Here is an 18,734-nt window from a genome sequence, read left to right as displayed (position 1 = left end):
TGGCAAAGGGGATGGATGGGGAGGGTGGATTCTTGATAAAGCCTTATATTCCGGCAGGTTGTAGGCAGGTTGCATAATGTCATCCCGTTGGTGTTTCCGGTTGTGCTATGATACCGATAGGTTTTGCCAATGCACGCAGGGGATTGTTGGTCTTTTCGGAAATGTGGGGAGAGGGAAGCAACGTGGCGAACACGGGTGAGAGGGCGCATGGATGCGCCGCATGGCGAAGCCGGGCGCGTTTTGTGACCGCCGGGGCCGCCGTGCTTGGATTGGCGGGATGCCGCCTTGATATGTCCGTTGGGGCAGGTCCAACCGCGCAGGACTGGGTACTGGTCGTTGGTGCTGTGGCGGTGGTCGCAGTGGTGGCGGCTTTGGTGCTCCGCGTTCTCAGCTTGTCCCGCTCCGTCCGCGAGCACAGCGCTGCCCGCCGCGATGCGGAGCGGCGTTTGGCCATTTCCGAGGCCCGCCTTGCGGAGCAAAACGCGTTGTTTTCCCTTGCCTCCATTGGTGCGTGCCGCTCGAATATGGACGGCACGCGTTTGCTGTCGGCCAATATGCCGCTGGCGAAGATGCTGGGGTTCACCTCGCCGGAGGAGCTTGTCCGGGAGCAAAATGAACGCAGCTTCATTGAGAATTCCGAGGCTCGGGAGCGGGCTGTGGAGCAGGTGCGGCAGACCGGGCGCGTTGGTGGGGTGCCCATCCGCTTCCGCCGCCGGGATGGGCAGCTACGCCATGCGGTCTTTTCGGGAACCGCCACTGGCGACGGCACCATTGAGGGCGTGTTTGTGGACATTACGGAGCAGATGCATTTCAAGTCTGCCCTGCGTAGCCGCAACGCCTTTATGCAGTCTCTTGTTTCGGCCTTGCCCATTGCGATTTTCTTTAAGGATATCCATGGGCGTATTGAGCTGGTCAATAGCTGTTACGAGGATATTGCCGGGCGAGAAGCGAGCGAGGTCATCGGCAAGACCGTCCGGGAGTTGTTCCCGGCGGAGCATGCGGATATTTACGAGCGCATGGACGCCGAGCTTATCGCCAGCGGCGGCGCGATAACCCAGCGTTACGAGACCAAAGTCCAATCCCGGCGCGGCATGCTCCGCGACACCCTCATCACCAAGGAACTCCTGCTGGATGAGGCGGGCAAGCCCCTTGGCATTGTGGGGGTGGTGCTGGACATCACCGACAACCGCCGCATGATGGACACGGTGCAGGAAAGCCGGAACCTGCTCTCCGCCCTTATCGATTCCGTGCCGGACATTGTCTATTACAAGGACACGGAACTGCGCTTCTTGGGCGTGAACAAAGCCTTTGCCGATGAGGCGTGCCTTGCTGTGGAGGCGTTCATTGGCAAGCGGAATCGTGAGATTTTCCCTGCCGATATATCCGCCCGTTTTGAGGAGCATGAGCGCGAGACGCTGCGCAGCAAGCGCACGCTGGCGCGCGAGGAATGGGTGAACTTTCCGGGCGGTGGTCTGCGCCTGTTTGAAACGCTGCATACGCCGTTTCTGGGGCCGGATGGCGATATCATCGGCGTGGTGGGCGTCGGGCGCGACATCACCGAACGAAAGCGTATGGAAGACGCCCTGCGCAATGCCGAGGTTGTCTACCGCACCATCTTTGAGAACGCTGCCGAAGGGGTGTTTACGTCTCTGCCCGGCGGGCGCTACATCGCGGCGAACCGTGCCATGGCCGAGATGTTTGGCTACGCCGGGCCGGAGGCCTTTGTGGCCGAGGTGCAGGACATAGGGCGCGAACTGTATGTGGACCCGCTTATGCGCGGCAAGGTGCTGGATGCCGTACGCGAGCATGGCATGGTGCACGGCTTTGAGTACGAAGCCCGCCGCCGTGATGGCTCCATCTTTTGGGTGCGCAGCAGCTACCGGGGCATTTTTTCGGATGATGGCGAACTGGAGCGCATTGAAGGCATCGTCACAGACGTGACCAGTTGGCACAGAAAGGCCGAGGAACTGCAGCGCCTTGCCATGCATGACGACTTGACCGGGCTGTCCAACCGCACGGTGTTTTACGAAAACTTGGAGCGCATGGTGGCGCAGTCGCGCCGTACGGGCGAGAATGTGGGCATCCTTGCCCTCGACCTCGATGGTTTCAAGCAGGTGAACGACCGCCACGGGCATCAGGCAGGGGATGAACTGCTTGTTGTGCTGGCGGGGCGCATTACGACCCACCTGCGCAAGACCGACGTTGCCGCGCGCCTTGGCGGGGATGAATTTGGCATTCTGCTGTGGAATGTGGAGGATGCGGACGCTCTGAGGCGTTACGCCGAGGACCTGCTGGCGGCTTTGTCCGAGCCGTGCGTCTGTGGCGGGGTGTCGTGTCAGGTGGGCGCGAGCATTGGCGGCAGCCTGTGCCCCATGCACGGCGAGGACCCGGAAAAACTGGTGCGCTGGGCGGACCGCGCTCTGTACGTGACCAAGCGGCAGGGTAAGAACGGCTTCACCCTTGCCGACGCCGAAGACACTGCGGACTAAGCCTGCCCTCGCGGCTGGGCGCTCTGCGGCCCAAAGCCCAAACAACACCGCCGCCAGGTTGAGACGGCCCATGAAAAAAGCGCCCCGTGTGGGGCGCTTTGTGTTTTTGCGTGATTAGAAGCGGGGGCGCTTGGGCGCCGCTGCCGTTTCGGTTTGCACGGTGTGTTCGCCTTTGGGTGCGGGTGGGGCGCCTTCTGGGTGGGGCGGCTCGTGCGTAATGCCGTGGCGCGTGTACTGCGTGGCGATGCCTTCCTCGCGGAAAAGGGTCGCCAGCCCGCGCGTCATGTCGCTTTTGAGGCTCCATGCGGAAGATGGATTTTCGGCCCATGCGGCAATCCAGCACACCACGCCGTCCGGCTCAAGGCGCATCACCCAGAATTGCGGGTCGTCGCGGTCGGAGAAGCTGTCGCTCTGGGTGGCGATTTTCTTGGCGTTGCGCTCCACGTATTCAATGTCCACATCGTAGGCGACTTTGAACTCAATATATGCCCAGATGATGCGTTCGGTGATGGTCAGGTTCATGAATTCCTTGGTCATCATCCGGCTGTTGGGGATGACGTAGCGCCGCCAGTCCCAAATCTTGATCTTGGTATGCGTGGGGGAGATGTCCTCCACGGTGCCGTAGTGGTCGTCAATGATGACCACGTCGCCAACGCGGATTTGGTTGGACAGCGAGATGACAACGCCGGAAATCATGTTCTCCACATACGGGCGCGCGGCAATACCGAGGATGACGGTAAACGCCGTGATGAACATGGAGAGCATGGTGGATGGAATGTTGCCGATAAACGGCATCACTCCGGCGATGATGGCAAAGGTGAGCACGCCGCCAAAGAGGAACTTTTGGATGACGGAGAAGCGGCGGTCCACCTGCTCCGTGAGTTTGCGCTTGCGCTTGATTTTGGAGCGGCGGGTCAGCGCATCGTTGGGCAGGGGGTCCAGACGTTTGATTTTGTCCAGACGTTCAAGTTTGCGCTCCTTGACCGAGGTGACATGCCGCTGGGCGCGCCACAGGATGAGGATGGCGATAATGGCGACAATTCCCAGATACAGAAATGGGATGTTGTCTTTGATGAGCGCGAGAAATTCCATGCCGTAACGGCTCCGGTGCTTGTGTGGTTTCGCAGGGCTGCCCAGTTGTAAGTTTTCGCTGAAGCGGGCGCGGCGTCAAGTGTGCAGTTGACGGATGTGCGCGAGCGAAGCGCGGGACGCAAGAGCGCCCCGGTGTTGCCACCGGGGCGCTTTGTCTTTGCGGAAAGAAAAGAGCCTAGGCGCCGACGCGGCCTTTGTAGGACTGCACCGTGTTTTTCAGGAGCATGGCGATGGTCATGGGACCAACGCCGCCCGGAACGGGAGTGATGGCGCTGACGCGGTCCTTGATGGCGTCAAAGTCGCAGTCGCCGACAAGGCCGTTGTCCGTACGGTTGATGCCCACGTCAATGACGATGGCGCCGTCCTTGACCATATCGCCGGTGACGAAGTGCGGGCGGCCGATGGCGGCGACGATGATGTCGGCCTCGGCGCACAGCTCCTTCAGGCCGGGCGTGCGGGAGTGCGCCACGGTGACGGTGGCGTTGGCAAAGTCGCCATAGCCCCACAGCATCATCGCCATGGGCTTGCCCACGATGTTGGAGCGGCCAATGATGACGGCGCGCTTACCGGCGGTGGTGACATTGTGGCGCTTCAGCAGTTCAATAACGCCGGCGGGCGTGCAGGGGGCGAATCCGGGCAGGCCAAGGGCCAGGCGGCCCATGCTGACGGGATGGAAGCCGTCTACGTCTTTGGCCGGGTCGATGAGGTCCAGACAGGCTTGGCTGTCCAGCCCCTTGGGCAGGGGGAGTTGCAGCAGAATGCCGTCCACGTCCTCGCGGGTGTTGAGGTCGCGGATGAGGTCTTCCAGCTCCTGCTGGGTCACATCCGCAGGCTTGCGGAAGGCCAGCGAGGTGATGCCTGCGTTTTCGCAGGCCTTTTCCTTGTTGCGCACGTAGACCTGCGAGGCCGGGTCGTCGCCAACAAGGATAACGGCGAGGCCGGGGGCCCTGCCGTGGGTTGTCGCAAGTTCAGCCACCTGCTCGCTCAGTTCGCTGCGAATTGCGGCGGCGGTCTTCTTGCCGTCCAGCAGAATCATGCTCGGTTCCCCCTTGAAAAGAGTCGGATGAACTGGATAGGGCGCGGAAACCGTGTTTCCGCGCCCCTGTGACGAATGTTGTGCAGCAGTCGTTACAACCGTATCTAGTCCATGTCAAACCACTGTTCGGCCATGATGGGGCCAAAGTAGATGGCTTCGTCTTCCAGATCTTCCTCAATGCGCAGGAGCTGGTTGTACTTCGCAATCCTGTCGGAGCGGCACAGGGAGCCGGTCTTGATCTGCCCGGCGTTCACGCCAACGGCGAGGTCCGCGATGAAGTGGTCCGCGGTTTCGCCGGAGCGGTGGGAGATAACGGTGGTGTACGCCGCCTGCTTGGCCATTTCGATGGTGTCCAGCGTTTCGGTGACGGTACCAATCTGGTTCAGCTTGATGAGGATGGAGTTGGCCGCACCCTCTTCAATGCCGCGGGACAGAATCTCGGGGTTGGTGACGAAGATGTCGTCGCCCACCAACTGGATTTTGTCGCCGAGTTCGTTGGTCAGCAGCTTCCAGCCTTCCCAGTCGCCTTCGGCCAGGCCGTCCTCAATGGAGATGAGGGGGAAGTCGCGGGTGAGTTCGGCGTAGTAATCCACCAGTTCCTTGGCGTTGAAGGATTTGCCTTCGCCCGCAAAGGTGTAGGTGCCGTCCTTGTGGAACTCGCTGGCGGCGGCGTCGATGCCAAGGGCGATGTCGCGGCCCGGCGTGTAGCCTGCGGCCTCGATGGCGCGGATGATGTACTCAAAGGCCTCGCGGTGGCTCTTGAGGTTGGGGGCAAAGCCGCCCTCGTCGCCCACGGAGGTGACGTGGCCGTCCTTGGCGAGGATCTTCTTGAGATTATGGAAGGTTTCCGCGCCCATGCGCAGGGCTTCGGCAAAGGAGCCGGCAGACAGCGGCATGATCATGAACTCCTGGATGTCCAGGTTGTTCGGGGCATGCTCGCCGCCGTTGATGATGTTCATCATGGGAGCGGGCAGCACTTTGCCGTTGACGCCGCCGAGGTACTGGTACAGCGGCAGGCCAAGGTGATTGGCCGCGGCGCGCGCCACAGCGAGGGATACGCCCAGCATGGCGTTGGCGCCCATGCTGGATTTGTTGTCGGTGCCGTCGATGTCCAGCATGGTGTTGTCGATGGCGGTCTGGCGGGTAACGTCCATGCCCACAACGCCTTCGGCCAGCGGGCCGTTGACGTTTTCCACGGCCTTGGTCACGCCTTTGCCCATGTAGCGGGCGGTATCGCCGTCGCGCAGTTCAAGGGCTTCGCGGGTGCCGGTGGATGCGCCGGAGGGCACAGCGGCGACGCCAGTCGCGCCGGACTCGGTGGTGACCTCCACCTCGATGGTGGGATTGCCGCGGGAATCAAGAATTTCACGGGCCCATACGTTCACGATGGTGCTCATGGCTCGCTCCTTTTTATACGAAATGGTTGTTCATGGCGGAAGAATCGGGCCTGCGCCACAACGGGGCATGCCCGCAAACGTCAAAATACTATCAGAAGCGCGGGGATTCATCCATACAGGCGTACGCCAGACCGCAAAAGAGCAGGTCCGGGCGCACAATGTCCAGCGAGGGGCAGACACGGGCCACGCTTTGGGCCAGCCCGCCTGTGGCGAGCACGGTTCCGCCGCCGCCGAGTGCTCCGGTCATGCGGGTGATGAGGCCCTCAATCATGGCGGCAAAGCCGAAGATAAAGCCCTGATTGAGGCTGTGCATGGTGTCGAAGCTAAAGGAGAATTCCTCGCCCGGCAGGTCGAGGGTGAGTTCGGGCAGGCGGGCGGTGCCGCAGGAGAGGGCCTTTGCCGCGCTCTCCATACCCGGGCAGATAACGCCGCCCAGAAAGGTGTTTCCCTGCACGCAGTCCACAGTAGTGGCGGTGCCAAAGTCCACAACGACAAGGTTGCGCGAGTCCACCATACGGCGCGCGCCATAGGCGGCCACAAGGCGGTCCGGGCCTACGTTGTCTGGCACGTCGGCAATGTTGTCGAAGGGCAGGGGCAGGTGGTCCGGGGCAAAGCGGGCGCTGACGCCAAAGGCGCGCTCCGCGGCCTCGCAGATGTGCGGAACAACGGCAGGCACAACGGAACACCCGGCAACGCCGGAGATACGCCGCGTATCAACGTCCCACACCCGCGCCGCGTGCAGCAGGCGCTGGGCCCACGCATCAGGCGAATCCGCAACGGTGGGCAGCGCAAGCGTTGCAACAGGAAAAGGGCCGGCTTCTGGTGACCAAAGCGCGACCTTCGTGTTAGTATTGCCTATATCTATAAAGATGACGTGGGATGCATGCATGGGTGTTTCATCCATTGAAACGAACGGGTGGCGTTTCCATGTCCTGTCACTCGTCAGCGACTGTAAAGGTTTGAGACGGAATTTCAAGCGGTTATTTTACGTAAAGTCGTGTGACCGCCTTGTCCTTTGGTGCATCGGCGTATAAGTATTACGGTTGAGAATATCAAGATTTTCAGAGCATAGAACCCGAATATCTGGAGGCTCGCATGGATCCGTCTGTACTTGTGCCGCGTCCGGGAGGATTGATGGTGGAGTGGGGCTGGTTTCAATTTTTCCAGTTGCTCACCTTCATTGGTCACCTGCTCTTCATGAACACCCTGCTTGGCAGTGCCATTATGGCCTTTGCCGAGGGCATGCGGGAGGGAAGCAGCACCCCGGTTGGCCGCCACGTCTCGCGGAAGCTGCCCACCACTGTTGCCCTGACGGTCAACTTCGGCGTTGCGCCGCTGTTGTTTATGCAGGTGCTGTATGGGCAGTTCTTCTATGTTTCCGACATTCTTATGGGCCCGTACTGGCTGGCCGTTGTTGGGCTGGTTATTCTTGCCTATTACGGGTCCTATATCTGGGACTTTCGCTTCGACAGCCTTGGGGGCATGCGTCAGGTGATATTGGGGGCGGTTATCGTCTTGCTGCTTGGCGTGGCCTTCCTGTTCACCAACAACGTGTCCATGATGCTGACGCCGGCGCGCTGGGCGCAGTACTTTGAGGCGCCGGGCGGCACGTTCCTGAACTTTGGCGAGCCAACCCTTGTGCCGAGATATCTGCATTTTGTGGTGGCGTCCATTGCTGTTGGTGGGCTGGTACAGGGAATCTACTGGTCGCGCAAGCGGCGGCGCAGTCTGCCCGGTGCGCAGGCCACTGCCGCGCGCGGCATGAATGTCTTCGCCTACGCCACGGCCGTGCAGATTGCCGTTGGCTCGTGGTGGCTGGTGAGCATGCCCCGCGATGTGATGCTCACCTTCATGGGCGGGCGTCCCTTTAACACCGCCGTCTTCCTCATAGCGCTGGCCCTTGTGGCCTGCTGTCTTATCTTCGGCTTCCGTGGGCGCGTGGTTCCTGCGGCGGTTGCCCTTGTCCTGACCGTGATGGCCATGGTGGGCCTGCGCGAGTTGGCGCGTGTGGCGTACCTCGAACCCTTCTACAAGGTGGCGGAGTTGCCCTCGTCGGGCCAGCATTCGCCGCTTGTCATGTTTATCGTGTCATTGTGTGTGGGGCTTGGCGTCATCGCCTATGTGCTCAGGCTTGCATCGGAAGTCCGGAAGGAGGAAGCGTAGCATGGACTATCCAGTCTGGCAGATTCCATTCTTTGGCGGCGGGCTGCTTGTGGCCATCATCGCCGTGGTGCATGTGTTTGTGGCCCACTTCGCTGTGGGCGGGGGCCTGTTCCTTGTGCTGACGGAAATGAAAGGCCACCGTGAAAACAATCCCGCCATCCTTGAATATGTGCGGCGGCACACCAAGTTTTTTCTGCTTTTGACCATGGTCTTTGGCAGTCTGACGGGTGTGGGCATCTGGTTTATCATTGCCCTCACCAATCCGGCGGCAACCCTGACCCTTATCCGGACCTTTACCTTTGGGTGGGCGACGGAGTGGGTGTTCTTCGTGGGCGAGATTGTGACCCTGCTGGTGTACTACTACACCTTTGGGCGCATGGAGCGGCGCAAACACCTGACCGTGGGCTGGCTGTACTTTGCCTTTGGCTGGCTGTCGCTGTTTATGATTAACGGCATTATCGGGTATATGCTGACCCCCGGCCAGTGGGTGGAGACGGGCAACTTCTGGGACGGGTTTTTCAATCCCTCCTTCTGGCCCGCCCTTGTGTTCCGTTCGCTGTTGGCCTTTACCATCGCCGGGTTGTTCGCCTTTTTGACGGCCTCCCGCGTGAAGGACGAGCCGGTGCGCCTCAATCTGATGCGCTTCTCCGCCATTTGGGCGGCTGTGCCGGTGCTGCTGATGGTGCCGGTGTCGTGGTGGTATTTTCAGGCGCTGCCTGACGTGCCGCAGGCCATGATCACCGGGCGCAACAATGAAATTATGCCCTTCCTGCAGGCATTTATCACCGTGGCGCCCATCATCGTGGTGCTGAGTATGTTCCTGACCCTGCGCATGCCGCGCGAGCTGAAAACCCTGTTTGCCTCGCTGCTGCTGGTGGCGGGGTTTGTGCAGATTGGCTCCTTTGAGTGGATTCGCGAGGCCGCGCGCCGCCCGTACATCATCTACGACTATATGTTCTCCTCCGGTGTGACGCTGGCGGACGCTGCCGAGGCCAACGAGAACGGCTTCCTCAAGACGGCCAAATGGGTACGCCATACCGACGTCACGCCGGAGAACCGCCTTGAGGCAGGGCGCGATCTGTTCATGAAACAGTGCCTTAGCTGTCACAGCATTGATGGCCCCTCCAACGACATTCTGCCCCTGACCAAAAAGTTCTCCGTGCTGGGCATGGATTCTCAGCTTGACGGGCAGGGCAAGATCAACAACTACATGCCGCCATTCTTCGGCACGGAGCGTGAACGCTGGGCCTTGGCGTCCTATATTGTCGAGGGCCTGCACGGCAAAACTGAAACTGAGCCGGAAACGGAACTGGTGGAGGCCACCACGCCCGAGATGCCGCCCTTTGACGCGGAGAATGATGAATATGTTTTGCTGTCGTGGAACAACCTCGGCATGCACTGCATTTCGGATTCCGACCCGTATTGGATTCTGTTGCCGCCGGCCAATGACCTCTACTGCCAGCTTGTGCGCCGCGGCGAAATGCCCGAAGTGGTCAGCGATGGCGTGACCATCACCTACGAGGTGGAAGAGGGCTTTGAGAACCCGGCGCAGCATGTGCGCTTTTGGGAATTCGCGGAGCAGCTTTTTGGCAAAAAGCTGCCCGAGAATGTGGGCGTTTCCGGCAACGGCTTAAGCGGGGAAATGCACTACAGCGAATCCCTTGGCGCATTTGAAGCCGGACTGATCCCTGTGGTGCCGTATCCGGATTCCGGCGGCTATCACCCGTACCCCGTGTTCACCATCACCGCGCGTGACGAGGCCACCGGCGAAGTGTTGGCTACGACCAAGACCGTGGCGCCTACTTCTACGGAGATGGGCTGTAAGAATTGCCACGGCGGTGAGTGGCGTGTGGCCGGGGTGGCGGGCTTCTCGGACGAAACGTCGGCCGATGTGCTGGCCGTGCATGACCGCAACACCAAAACCAAGCTCCTTGAGATGGCCGAGAAGGGCGAGCCGCGCCTGTGCCAGAGTTGCCACCCGGACCCGGTGCTGGCCGCCGAGGGCAAGCCGGAGCTGTTGAATCTGCCCGCCGCCATCCATGGCTGGCATGCCAACTACCTGACGAATCGTGGTGCGGAGGCCTGCGCTTACTGCCATCCCAACAATCCCGAAGGCCCGACCAAGTGCCTGCGCGGCATCCACGCCGAAGTGGGGCTGGATTGTACCAGTTGCCACGGCACGCTGGAGGACCACGCCCTGTCGCTGCTGAAGCATGAGGATGCAGCGGGCAAGCCCGGTGCGAAGCGCCTGATGCAGCACCTGCGTCCGCGCGCTGTGGAGAGCAAGGCCGACATCAACCCGCGTGTACCGTGGGTGAATCAGCCCGATTGTCTCAACTGCCACGCTGGTTTCCAGCCGCCTGAAACCATGGATGCCTTTAATACGTGGACGGAAGGGGCCGATGGCCTGTTCCGCATGCGCAAGGGCTACATGGGCGCGCTGATGTGCGGCACCTGTCACGGCAGTCCGCATGCGGAGTATCCCGCGGTACAGGAAAACGGCTACGGTAAGGACCGTGACAATATCGCTCCATTGCAGTATATGGGACACGCCGGGCCCATAGGGTCGCGCGGAAATTGCGCGCTGTGCCACGTGGGGACCGAGATGACGCCGGAGGATTCCGCGCATCATCCCATGGGCTTCCGCTAGCATTGGCGGGCCCTGAGCCGATACAATCATAAAGCGCACCCCGGCCATGCCTATGGCGTGGCCGGGGTGTCTGTTGCCCACGGGGCACCTCGGCCTGTGGCGTTATATCCCTCGGCACGCACTGCATGCGCCGTGCATAGCAGTGCTAAATGATGGACAAAGTGTCTCCTTGTGCTGAGCCTCTTGACCTTTGCATGTGCGTCGGGTAAACATCCCGCGCCAGTCAAGCTTGACTAAATGGGAGAGGTTCTTTAACAAGAACCTCTTTTATTTTTTTGGGACGGGAAACGTATATTATGTTCGACAGCCTTTCAGACCGCCTAGATTCAGTCTTTAAGAAGTTCAAGGGCCAGGGGCGCCTTGACGAATCAAACATCCAGCAGGGCCTGCGCGAGGTGCGTCTTGCGCTGCTTGAGGCCGACGTCAACTTTAAGGTCGTCAAGCAGTTTACGGACCGCATCCGCGAGCGCTGCCTCGGGCAGGAGGTGCTCGGCAGCCTGACCCCCGGCCAGCAGGTCATCAAAATCGTCAACGACGAAATGGTGGAACTGCTGGGCGGTGAAACGCAGGACGTTGACCTGCGCGGCACCCCCGCCGTCCTTATGATGGTGGGCCTGCAGGGTTCGGGTAAGACCACCTCGGCCGCCAAGCTGGCGCTGCATTTTCGCCGCGAGCGGAAGCTGAAGCCGTATCTCGTCCCCGCCGACGTTTACCGCCCCGCAGCTATCGACCAGCTCCAGACCCTCGGCAAGCAGCTTGAGGTGCCGGTGTATCCGTCCACCCCGGATATGAATCCTGTGGACATCTGCCGCGAGGGCATCAAGGCCGCGCAGGAGGCAGGATGCGACGTTGTCCTGCTGGATACCGCTGGCCGCCTGCACATCGACGAAGAGTTGATGCAGGAGCTGGCCAACATCAAGACGGCCTGCACGCCCGGCGAAATCCTGTTCGTGGCCGACGCCATGATCGGTCAGGAAGCCGTGAATGTTGCCGAGTCCTTTAACGAGAGGCTTGACATTTCCGGCGTTGTACTGACCAAGATGGACGGCGACGCCCGCGGTGGTGCGGCCCTGTCCATTAAGTCCGTCACCGGCAAGTCGGTGAAGTTCGTGGGTGTTGGCGAAAAGGTGAGCGATCTGGAGGTCTTCCATCCGGACCGCGCCGCTTCGCGTATTCTGGGTATGGGTGACATGCTCACCCTTATCGAAAAAGCCCAGACCACGATGGACACGGAAGAAGCCGAAGCCATCGGCAAAAAATTTCAGCGCGCGGAATTCGACTTCGAAGACTTCCGCACGCAGATGCGCCGGCTGAAGAAGCTGGGCTCCCTTGAGGGGATGCTGAAGCTCATTCCCGGCATGCGCGGGCTGAAGGACAAGCTCGGCGAGATGTCCATGCCTGATAAGGAAATGGCCCGCGTAGAAGCCATCATCAACTCCATGACGATGGAGGAACGCCGCAATCCCTCCGTCATCAATGTCAGCCGCAAGGAGCGCATCGCCCGCGGTTCCGGCGTCACTGTGAACGACGTGAACCAACTGGTGAAGAACTTCGAGCAGATGCGCAAGATGATGAAGAAGATGATGGGCGGTGGCAGCAAGGGCAAAAAGCCCCGTATGCCCCGCATGCCCAAGGGGATGCCCGGCTTGCCCGGTGCGCCCGGCGGGATGCCTGGTGGGATGCCTGGAATGCCCGGTATGCCCGGCATGGAAGGGATGGACGGTTTGGAAGGCATGGGCGCCCCCGGTGGCGGCTCATCCAAGCCCAAAACCCAGCGCAAAAAGCGTAAAAAGACCGCCGGCAAGAATAAAAAGCGGAAAAAGAAGTAATACCGGAGTAGAGCGGGCCGCGGTGTGGGCCCGAATCCGGCTCGGATCGCGGTCAGGCAGGTGCGGGTTTTGCGCAGACTGCTTGCATTTTCTTTCAATTGTAATACTATCTATCAGAATGGGGGAAACCACATGGCTCTTAAACTGAGACTCACCCGTATGGGCTCCAAAAAGCGTCCCTTCTACAGGCTTGTCGCTATCGACAGCGCCACCCGTCGCGACGGTCGGCCGCTGGAATTCCTGGGCCACTACAATCCCATGGTCACGCCCGTGGAAATCAAGATCGACACCGAGAAGGTGCAGAAATGGGTGGAGCGTGGCGCTACGCCCTCCGATACCGTTCGTTCCCTGCTGAAAAAGGCCGAGTCTGCCAGCGAGTAGTATCCGTTCGTACGGACGTCACACGCGGCGATGTGTTCTGCAGTAAATCTGATTTCCCAGCCGGAGGTCATCATGTTGAAGGATCTGATTTCCTACATTGCGAAATCCTTGGTCGATAATCCTGATGCGGTCGAGGTTTCGGAAATTGAGGGAGAACAGACTTCGGTGATCGAGCTTAAGGTCGCCAAGGAAGACCTCGGAAAGGTTATCGGCAAGCAGGGGCGCACCGCCCGGGCTATGCGAACCATCATAGGCGCGGCTTCCACCAAGGCCCAGAAACGGGCTGTGCTGGAAATCATCGAGTAGGGCTGGGGCCTTTCTCCCGGCTCCCTCGCCCTGCGCCACGTGCCGTGCTGCGCGGCGACGTGCTGTACGCGGTTCATCGTGTGAATGCTTATGAGCAGCGCGAAATCGCAAGGCATGCCGGTTGGCAGCAAAGACCTCGTCGTTATCGGCGAGGTGACGAAGCCACACGGACTCAGAGGGGAAGTCTGCATACGCTCGTATGCGGACTCCCCTTCTCTTTTTGACCAGCTCTCCGCTGTGTACCTCCGCCCCGGTCCTCAGGCCGAAGAGGCCGAAGAACCCACGCCGCCACCCCGCAAGGGGCGCGGCAGACGCCCCATGCGTCCGCGAAAGCCCCGTCTGCGTCGCTACAGCGTCGCGTCGTGGCGCTCGCACAAGGGCGCGGTGCTTGTCACCTTTGAGGGTGTGGCGGACAGAACAGCGGCGGAGGCTCTGCGCGGGCACGAAATGCTCGTGCGCGAGGCCGACCTGCCCGAACTCACCGACGAGGAACTGTATCTGTATCAGATAGAGGGCCTGAGTGTGGTTCTGGAGGGCGGCGAGGCGCTCGGCACCGTGCGTGAAGTGCAGATGCCCGCTGGTCAGGAGCTTTGGGCCATTGATACCCCGGACGGCAGGGAAGTGCTCTTCCCCGTTGCCGAGGAATTCGTGCGCGATGTGGACCTTGACGCCCGCGTCGTGGTCATTGCGCCGCCGCCCGGTTTGCTCGACCTGTATCTTGGGGACGACTAGCGTCCGCCGTCTCGCGGCGCGCATCGTCCTGACCGGAAAGGATCATCCTACGTGCAGTTCCATCTTGTCTCTCTCTTCCCCGAGTTCTTCGATTCCCCGCTGACCAGCGCCATGCTGGGCAAAGGCGTGGAGGAAGGACTGGTGGGCTTTACCCGCATCAATCCCCGGGACTTTACGGAAGACCGGCACCGCACCGTGGACGACAGGCCCTACGGGGGCGGTCCCGGTATGGTGATGATGTGCGACCCGCTGACAAAGGCGCTGGACAGCATTGAAACCCCCGGGCGCATGCTGGCGCTGACGCCGCGCGGCCGTCCTATGGACCAGGCCTTCGCGCGTGAGCTTGCCCAGGAGGAGAACATAACGCTTATCTGTGGCCGCTATGAGGGCATAGACGAGCGTGTGTTCGAGGAATATCCCATCGAGGGCGTCTCGGTGGGCGACTTCGTCCTGAATGGGGGCGAGGCAGGCGCGCTGTGCGTCGTAGAGGCTGTGTCCCGGCTGGTGCCGGAGTTTATGGGCCACGAGGACTCCGGAGACGAGGAGAGCTTCTCCCATGGGCTTTTGGAGTATCCCCACTACACGCGACCTGCGGAATTTCGCGGACGCAAGGTGCCGGATATTCTGACTTGCGGTGACCATGGCCGCATTGCCGAGTGGCGGCGACGCAAGGCACTGGAAGTGACACTTGCGCACCGTCCGGACATTCTGGCTGATGCAGCATTGACCGAGAGCGATATCCGCACCATGCGCGAAATTCGGGCTGCTGGCGGAGTTGGAACGCTTGGGCGCAATTTATACGTGGCGTTACTGCATGCGCCGGTGCTCAATAAATTTGGGCAAACCGTCGCTGTGTCTTTGACAAATCTCGACGTTCACGATATAGCCCGCGTTTCGCGCACCTACGGTCTTGGAGGGTACTATATAGCAACCCCCCTCGCCGACCAGCGTAGCCTGCTCGAAAGGCTGGTCGGGCATTGGCTCGAAGGTCCGGGCCGAAAGGCCAACCGCGACCGCACCGACGCCTTTGGCTCCATCACCACGGCGCACGATCTGCAAGAGATCATCGCCGACGTGGAGCGCAAGACGGGGCAGGGCCCGACAGTCGTCGCCACTTCGGCGCGCGGCGCAGGGAGCGCTACTGTTCCTGCTGTGCAGAATATGCTGCAGGACAGGCCGGTGCTTCTGGTTATGGGGACGGCTTCCGGCTTGGCGCCGGAAGTGCTGGAGGATGCGGATGCAGTGCTTCGCCCTGTGCGGAGTCTTGGTGCCTACAACCATCTCTCCGTCCGTTCCGCCACAGCCATTATCGTTGACCGCGTCTTGGGCGACGCGTATTAAAAAGTTTCGGCGACGAAATATATCCCGCGAAGGAGTTTTGATATGGACGCTATCCGTAAAATCGAAAGTGAACACCTGCGCCTTGACCTCCCGAAGTTCAAGGGTGGTGACACCGTCAAGGTTCACCAGCGCATCATTGAGGGCGAAAAAGAGCGCATCCAGGTTTTCCAGGGTGTTGTGCTCCGCGTGAACCGTGGTGCCACCAACAGCACCTTCACCGTGCGCAAGGTTTCCGACGGCATTGGTGTCGAGCGCATCTACCCGCTGAACAGCCCGTTCATCGAGCGCGTTGAAGTGCTGAGCGAAGGCAAAGTCCGCCGCAGCCGCATGTACTACCTGCGCCAGCGCAAGGGCAAGGCCGCTCGCATCAAGACCAAGAACCAGTGGGATTAATCCCACGCAGAGCCGTCCGGCCGTCCCGGCCGGGGGCGACGCAGACGGCAGGAGACGTTGTCCATGCCGTTGCTTGCATGTGAGACAATGGCCGGGGATTCCTATCCCCGGCCATTTGCTGGTGTAGACGAAGCTGGCCGAGGCTGCCTCGCCGGTCCCGTTGTCGCCGCCGCCGTCATCCTGCCGGAGGAATTTGACCTCCCCGGATTGACGGACTCGAAAAAGCTGACCGAGAAGAAGCGGTCCATGCTCGAACCCCGTGTCAAGGCGCAAGCCGTGGCGTGGGGTATTGGTGTTGGGTGGCCGGTGGAAATCGACCGCATCAACATTCTGCGCTCCACCCTGACGTCCATGTGTCGGGCTGTGACCGCCATGAAGGTGCAGCCCGTGTACCTCGCCATCGACGGCAACCAGTCCGTCCCTCTTGATATTCCCCAGAGTTCCGTTGTTGGGGGCGACGGCAAGGTCGCGGCCATCTCCGCCGCGTCCATCCTTGCCAAAACCTTCCGCGACCGGCTTATGACCTCGCTGGACCGCCGCTATCCCGGCTACGGCTTTGCCGAACACAAAGGCTACGGCACCAAGGTTCATCTGGAGGCCATCCGCCGCCTTGGGCCGTGCCGCATGCACCGTCTCACCTTTCGGGGCGTGCGCCCGGACGAAAAGCCGAAGCAGGAATCCCTGTGTCTGCCCGGCATCTAAGCCTTGGCAGGCGCGGCGAAAACGCTGCGTCCGACTATCTGCAAAAGCGCGGCTACCGCGTGCTGGAGCGCAACTGGCGCTGCCGCGGCGGTGAGCTGGACCTCATTTGCTCCCGGAAGGGCTCCATCGTCTTTGTGGAAGTGAAGACCCGCACCGGCGGCGCGCAAGCCGACCCGGCCGGGGCCGTGAACGCGGGCAAGCGCCAGCGCCTGTCGCGCGCGGCGGCGGAATACCTGACCCGGACGGGGAGCTGGGATGTGCCGTGCCGCTTTGATGTGGTGGCCATTGTCCGCGACGCCGAGGGCGAGGCCCCGCGCATCACCCATTACGAAAACGCCTTTGAGCTGTCCGCCGGTGGCGGATGGCAGCCGTGGTGAGCACCCTCTGTTGTGCCCGGCGGCGAAAGTGCGTAGAGAAAGAGCAAACTTCCGGCGCGGCTGCGTGCCTACCTGATAGCCATGACTGATGAAATTGCACAGAATACAGAACTGGACGCCGCGCTCTACGTCGTGGCGACTCCCCTCGGCAACGCCGACGACCTGTCGCCGCGGGCGCGCCGCATTCTCGCCGCCGCGGATATGGTATTGGCCGAGGATACCCGCCGCACCGGGCAGCTCTTCCAGCGCCTAGGCATCCCCTCGCACGGCTTTGTGAGCTTTCACGAGCATAACGAGGAGAAGCGCACCGCGCGCGTGGTTGAGGCCCTGGAGGCAGGGCAGAGCGTGGCCATGGTGTCCGATGCCGGCACGCCGCTTTTGTCCGACCCCGGCTTTACGCTGGTGCGCGCCTGCCGCGAGCGGGGCATCACCGTGGTGCCTGTGCCCGGCCCCAGCGCGCCACTCACGGCGCTGAGCGCCTGCGGCTTGCCGCCGTTGCCGTTTACGTTTCTTGGGTTTCCGCCGCGCAAGGCCGGAGACCGTCACAAATTTTTTGCCGCCCATGCGCAAACCGGTGCGACGCTGATTTTCTTCGAGCGCAAAAACCGCCTCATGGAGACCCTTCAGGCCGCCCATGACGCCCTTGGTCCGCGCGAGGTGTGCGTTGCGCGGGAATTGACCAAGACGCATGAGGAATTTATACATGGACGGCTGGACGCCCTGACGGCACTGGACGTGCCGCTTCTTGGGGAGTTTACCGTTGTGATTGGCCCGCCGGCCGAGGAGGCGGAAGCGGGCCGTGAGGCCGTCCTCGCCGCCATTGAGGAGGAACGCCGCGCAGGCGGCAAGCCCCGTCAGGTGGCGCGCCGCGTGGCCGAGCGCATGGCGGGCTGGTCCACCAAGGATGTGTACGCGCTGATGACCGGTGAGGGGCCGGCGGCGCAGGACGACGAACCCACAGCGTAGGGGAACAAAATGGCTGAGGGGCAGATGAAGCAGCGCGGAAAACAGGCGCAGAGCGGTGCGGGGAAGCGGCAGACGTTTCCTTCGGCCCGGGTCCTGCATGCCTGTTTTGTGCGCACGCTGCTGGTCGGCGCGGGGTTCAACACGCGCGGCATGCAGAACATCGGTCTCGCCAATGCCATGGACCCCGGACTGCGGGCGCTGTATGGCGGCGGAGAGCCGCTCCGGCAAGCCCGCCGCCGCTATGTGGGGCACTACAACACCCACCCGTTTTGGACGCCGCTGCTTGTTGGCGTGTTCCTTGGGGTGGAGGTGAAGATTTCACGCGGTCTCCTTGCGCCGGAAGCCTTTGACAGCCTGCGGGGCACCACCATTTATGCCCTGTCCGCCATTGGGGATTCGTTCTTTGGCGGCAGCGTGCTGGTGCTGTGGTCGCTGGTGACATTTTTACTTTGGGCCGCTGGATATGGCTGGCTGGCCGTGATAGTAGGGGTGGTGTGTTTTGCGGCGCTTCAGGCGTTCAAGGCATACACCTTCCTTGAAGGGTTCAGGCAGGGGCTTCAGTTTGTTCCCACCCTCAAGCGGTGGGACCTCATCAACTGGGGCCAGCGCGTTAAGGTCTGCAACGCCGCACTTGTGGTGCTTGTATGGGGCCTTGCGTGGCCGGAGCCGTTTCTCTGGTACGAATGGCTGGCCGCTGTGCTGGCCCTTGGCGGGCTGGCCGGGGTGGTGTTCACCGCCGGATTGTCCCGCGAGGTGATCCTTGCGCTTCTTGTGGCCGGGTACCTTGGGTATCCTTGGCTGGAGCGTTTGGTCGCCGGTCTCTTTACCTGAATACGCAGCACATGCCTGTGACGACAGCACCCCCGTACGGGTGATGATA

The 18,734-nt window shown here is 61.4% G+C and carries 17 protein-coding genes; 13 read left to right on the top strand and 4 right to left on the bottom strand.

Going from position 1 to position 18,734, the window contains the following annotated elements; genetic code table 11:
• Nucleotides 1-182 precede the first annotated feature (182 nt).
• Nucleotides 183-2,489, top strand: coding sequence for a PAS domain S-box protein (locus ACI3L3_RS02405; RefSeq protein ID WP_404843498.1), 2,307 nt, complete (start codon nucleotides 183-185; stop codon nucleotides 2,487-2,489).
• A 114-nt stretch (nucleotides 2,490-2,603) separates the two neighbouring features.
• Here ACI3L3_RS02405 and ACI3L3_RS02400 read toward each other — a convergent pair whose 3' ends face one another.
• From ACI3L3_RS02400 to ACI3L3_RS02385, 4 genes are all read right to left on the bottom strand, one after another.
• On the bottom strand, nucleotides 2,604-3,581 hold the full coding sequence (locus tag ACI3L3_RS02400; RefSeq protein ID WP_404843497.1) for a mechanosensitive ion channel family protein: 978 nt from the start codon (nucleotides 3,579-3,581) through the stop codon (nucleotides 2,604-2,606).
• Between the two features lie 175 nt (nucleotides 3,582-3,756).
• On the bottom strand, nucleotides 3,757-4,617 hold the full coding sequence (gene folD, locus ACI3L3_RS02395) for a bifunctional methylenetetrahydrofolate dehydrogenase/methenyltetrahydrofolate cyclohydrolase FolD (RefSeq protein WP_404843496.1): 861 nt from the start codon (nucleotides 4,615-4,617) through the stop codon (nucleotides 3,757-3,759).
• 104 nt (nucleotides 4,618-4,721) lie between these two features.
• A complete protein-coding gene (gene eno, locus ACI3L3_RS02390) occupies nucleotides 4,722-6,014 on the bottom strand; it encodes a phosphopyruvate hydratase (RefSeq protein WP_404843495.1) in 1,293 nt (430 codons plus the stop codon).
• Nucleotides 6,015-6,105: 91 nt separating this feature from the next.
• A complete protein-coding gene (locus ACI3L3_RS02385) occupies nucleotides 6,106-6,903 on the bottom strand; it encodes a type III pantothenate kinase (protein ID WP_404843494.1) in 798 nt (265 codons plus the stop codon).
• Between the two features lie 206 nt (nucleotides 6,904-7,109).
• On the opposite strand from ACI3L3_RS02385, the gene ACI3L3_RS02380 reads away from it, so the two are divergent.
• The 12 genes from ACI3L3_RS02380 (at nucleotide 7,110) to ACI3L3_RS02325 (ending at nucleotide 18,685) form a co-directional block, all read left to right on the top strand.
• Nucleotides 7,110-8,177: a hypothetical protein gene (locus ACI3L3_RS02380; RefSeq protein WP_404843493.1), complete on the top strand. Its 1,068-nt coding sequence runs from the start codon at nucleotides 7,110-7,112 to the stop codon at nucleotides 8,175-8,177.
• A 1-nt stretch (nucleotide 8,178) separates the two neighbouring features.
• Nucleotides 8,179-10,827 (top strand): cytochrome ubiquinol oxidase subunit I, encoded by a 2,649-nt coding sequence (locus ACI3L3_RS02375; RefSeq protein ID WP_404843492.1) that lies wholly within the window; start codon nucleotides 8,179-8,181, stop codon nucleotides 10,825-10,827.
• A gap of 296 nt (nucleotides 10,828-11,123) precedes the next feature.
• Entirely contained in the window at nucleotides 11,124-12,656 is a 1,533-nt protein-coding gene (gene ffh / locus ACI3L3_RS02370) for a signal recognition particle protein (protein ID WP_404843491.1), read from the top strand.
• Nucleotides 12,657-12,788: 132 nt separating this feature from the next.
• Nucleotides 12,789-13,037: a 30S ribosomal protein S16 gene (gene rpsP / locus ACI3L3_RS02365; protein ID WP_404843490.1), complete on the top strand. Its 249-nt coding sequence runs from the start codon at nucleotides 12,789-12,791 to the stop codon at nucleotides 13,035-13,037.
• Nucleotides 13,038-13,109: 72 nt separating this feature from the next.
• Nucleotides 13,110-13,343, top strand: coding sequence for a KH domain-containing protein (locus tag ACI3L3_RS02360; RefSeq protein WP_404843489.1), 234 nt, complete (start codon nucleotides 13,110-13,112; stop codon nucleotides 13,341-13,343).
• A 90-nt stretch (nucleotides 13,344-13,433) separates the two neighbouring features.
• Nucleotides 13,434-14,075 (top strand): ribosome maturation factor RimM, encoded by a 642-nt coding sequence (rimM, locus tag ACI3L3_RS02355; RefSeq protein ID WP_404843488.1) that lies wholly within the window; start codon nucleotides 13,434-13,436, stop codon nucleotides 14,073-14,075.
• 51 nt (nucleotides 14,076-14,126) lie between these two features.
• On the top strand, nucleotides 14,127-15,416 hold the full coding sequence (gene trmD, locus ACI3L3_RS02350) for a tRNA (guanosine(37)-N1)-methyltransferase TrmD (protein WP_404843487.1): 1,290 nt from the start codon (nucleotides 14,127-14,129) through the stop codon (nucleotides 15,414-15,416).
• Nucleotides 15,417-15,458: 42 nt separating this feature from the next.
• Complete coding sequence (gene rplS / locus ACI3L3_RS02345; RefSeq protein WP_404843486.1) at nucleotides 15,459-15,809, top strand: 50S ribosomal protein L19; 351 nt, start codon at nucleotides 15,459-15,461, stop codon at nucleotides 15,807-15,809.
• A 63-nt stretch (nucleotides 15,810-15,872) separates the two neighbouring features.
• A complete protein-coding gene (locus ACI3L3_RS02340) occupies nucleotides 15,873-16,511 on the top strand; it encodes a ribonuclease HII (RefSeq protein ID WP_404843485.1) in 639 nt (212 codons plus the stop codon).
• Nucleotides 16,493-16,888, top strand: coding sequence for a YraN family protein (locus tag ACI3L3_RS02335; protein WP_404843484.1), 396 nt, complete (start codon nucleotides 16,493-16,495; stop codon nucleotides 16,886-16,888). The genes ACI3L3_RS02340 and ACI3L3_RS02335 overlap by 19 nt, the downstream gene beginning before the upstream one ends.
• A gap of 81 nt (nucleotides 16,889-16,969) precedes the next feature.
• Nucleotides 16,970-17,854, top strand: coding sequence for a 16S rRNA (cytidine(1402)-2'-O)-methyltransferase (rsmI, locus tag ACI3L3_RS02330; protein WP_404843483.1), 885 nt, complete (start codon nucleotides 16,970-16,972; stop codon nucleotides 17,852-17,854).
• A gap of 9 nt (nucleotides 17,855-17,863) precedes the next feature.
• A complete protein-coding gene (locus ACI3L3_RS02325) occupies nucleotides 17,864-18,685 on the top strand; it encodes a PTS system mannose/fructose/sorbose family transporter subunit IID (RefSeq protein WP_404843482.1) in 822 nt (273 codons plus the stop codon).
• Nucleotides 18,686-18,734 lie beyond the last annotated feature (49 nt).

The organism is Desulfobaculum sp. SPO524, assembly GCF_044987625.1.
Lineage (GTDB): Bacteria > Desulfobacterota > Desulfovibrionia > Desulfovibrionales > Desulfovibrionaceae > Desulfobaculum.
This window is presented reverse-complemented; position numbering and strand designations above follow the sequence as displayed.

Bases quoted from the DNA above. Each gene is read 5' to 3' on its own strand.
- ACI3L3_RS02400 (WP_404843497.1), bottom strand. From the start codon at position 3,581: ATGGAATTTCTCGCGCTCATCAAAGACAACATCCCATTTCTGTATCTG.
- ACI3L3_RS02385 (WP_404843494.1), bottom strand. From the start codon at position 6,903: ATGCATGCATCCCACGTCATCTTTATAGATATAGGCAATACTAACACG.
- rsmI (WP_404843483.1), top strand. From the start codon at position 16,970: ATGACTGATGAAATTGCACAGAATACAGAACTGGACGCCGCGCTCTAC.
- rimM (WP_404843488.1), top strand. From the start codon at position 13,434: ATGAGCAGCGCGAAATCGCAAGGCATGCCGGTTGGCAGCAAAGACCTC.
- ACI3L3_RS02340 (WP_404843485.1), top strand. From the start codon at position 15,873: ATGCCGTTGCTTGCATGTGAGACAATGGCCGGGGATTCCTATCCCCGG.
- ACI3L3_RS02375 (WP_404843492.1), top strand. From the start codon at position 8,179: ATGGACTATCCAGTCTGGCAGATTCCATTCTTTGGCGGCGGGCTGCTT.
- ffh (WP_404843491.1), top strand. From the start codon at position 11,124: ATGTTCGACAGCCTTTCAGACCGCCTAGATTCAGTCTTTAAGAAGTTC.
- eno (WP_404843495.1), bottom strand. From the start codon at position 6,014: ATGAGCACCATCGTGAACGTATGGGCCCGTGAAATTCTTGATTCCCGC.
- ACI3L3_RS02325 (WP_404843482.1), top strand. From the start codon at position 17,864: ATGGCTGAGGGGCAGATGAAGCAGCGCGGAAAACAGGCGCAGAGCGGT.
- rplS (WP_404843486.1), top strand. From the start codon at position 15,459: ATGGACGCTATCCGTAAAATCGAAAGTGAACACCTGCGCCTTGACCTC.
- folD (WP_404843496.1), bottom strand. From the start codon at position 4,617: ATGATTCTGCTGGACGGCAAGAAGACCGCCGCCGCAATTCGCAGCGAA.
- ACI3L3_RS02380 (WP_404843493.1), top strand. From the start codon at position 7,110: ATGGATCCGTCTGTACTTGTGCCGCGTCCGGGAGGATTGATGGTGGAG.
- rpsP (WP_404843490.1), top strand. From the start codon at position 12,789: ATGGCTCTTAAACTGAGACTCACCCGTATGGGCTCCAAAAAGCGTCCC.
- ACI3L3_RS02360 (WP_404843489.1), top strand. From the start codon at position 13,110: ATGTTGAAGGATCTGATTTCCTACATTGCGAAATCCTTGGTCGATAAT.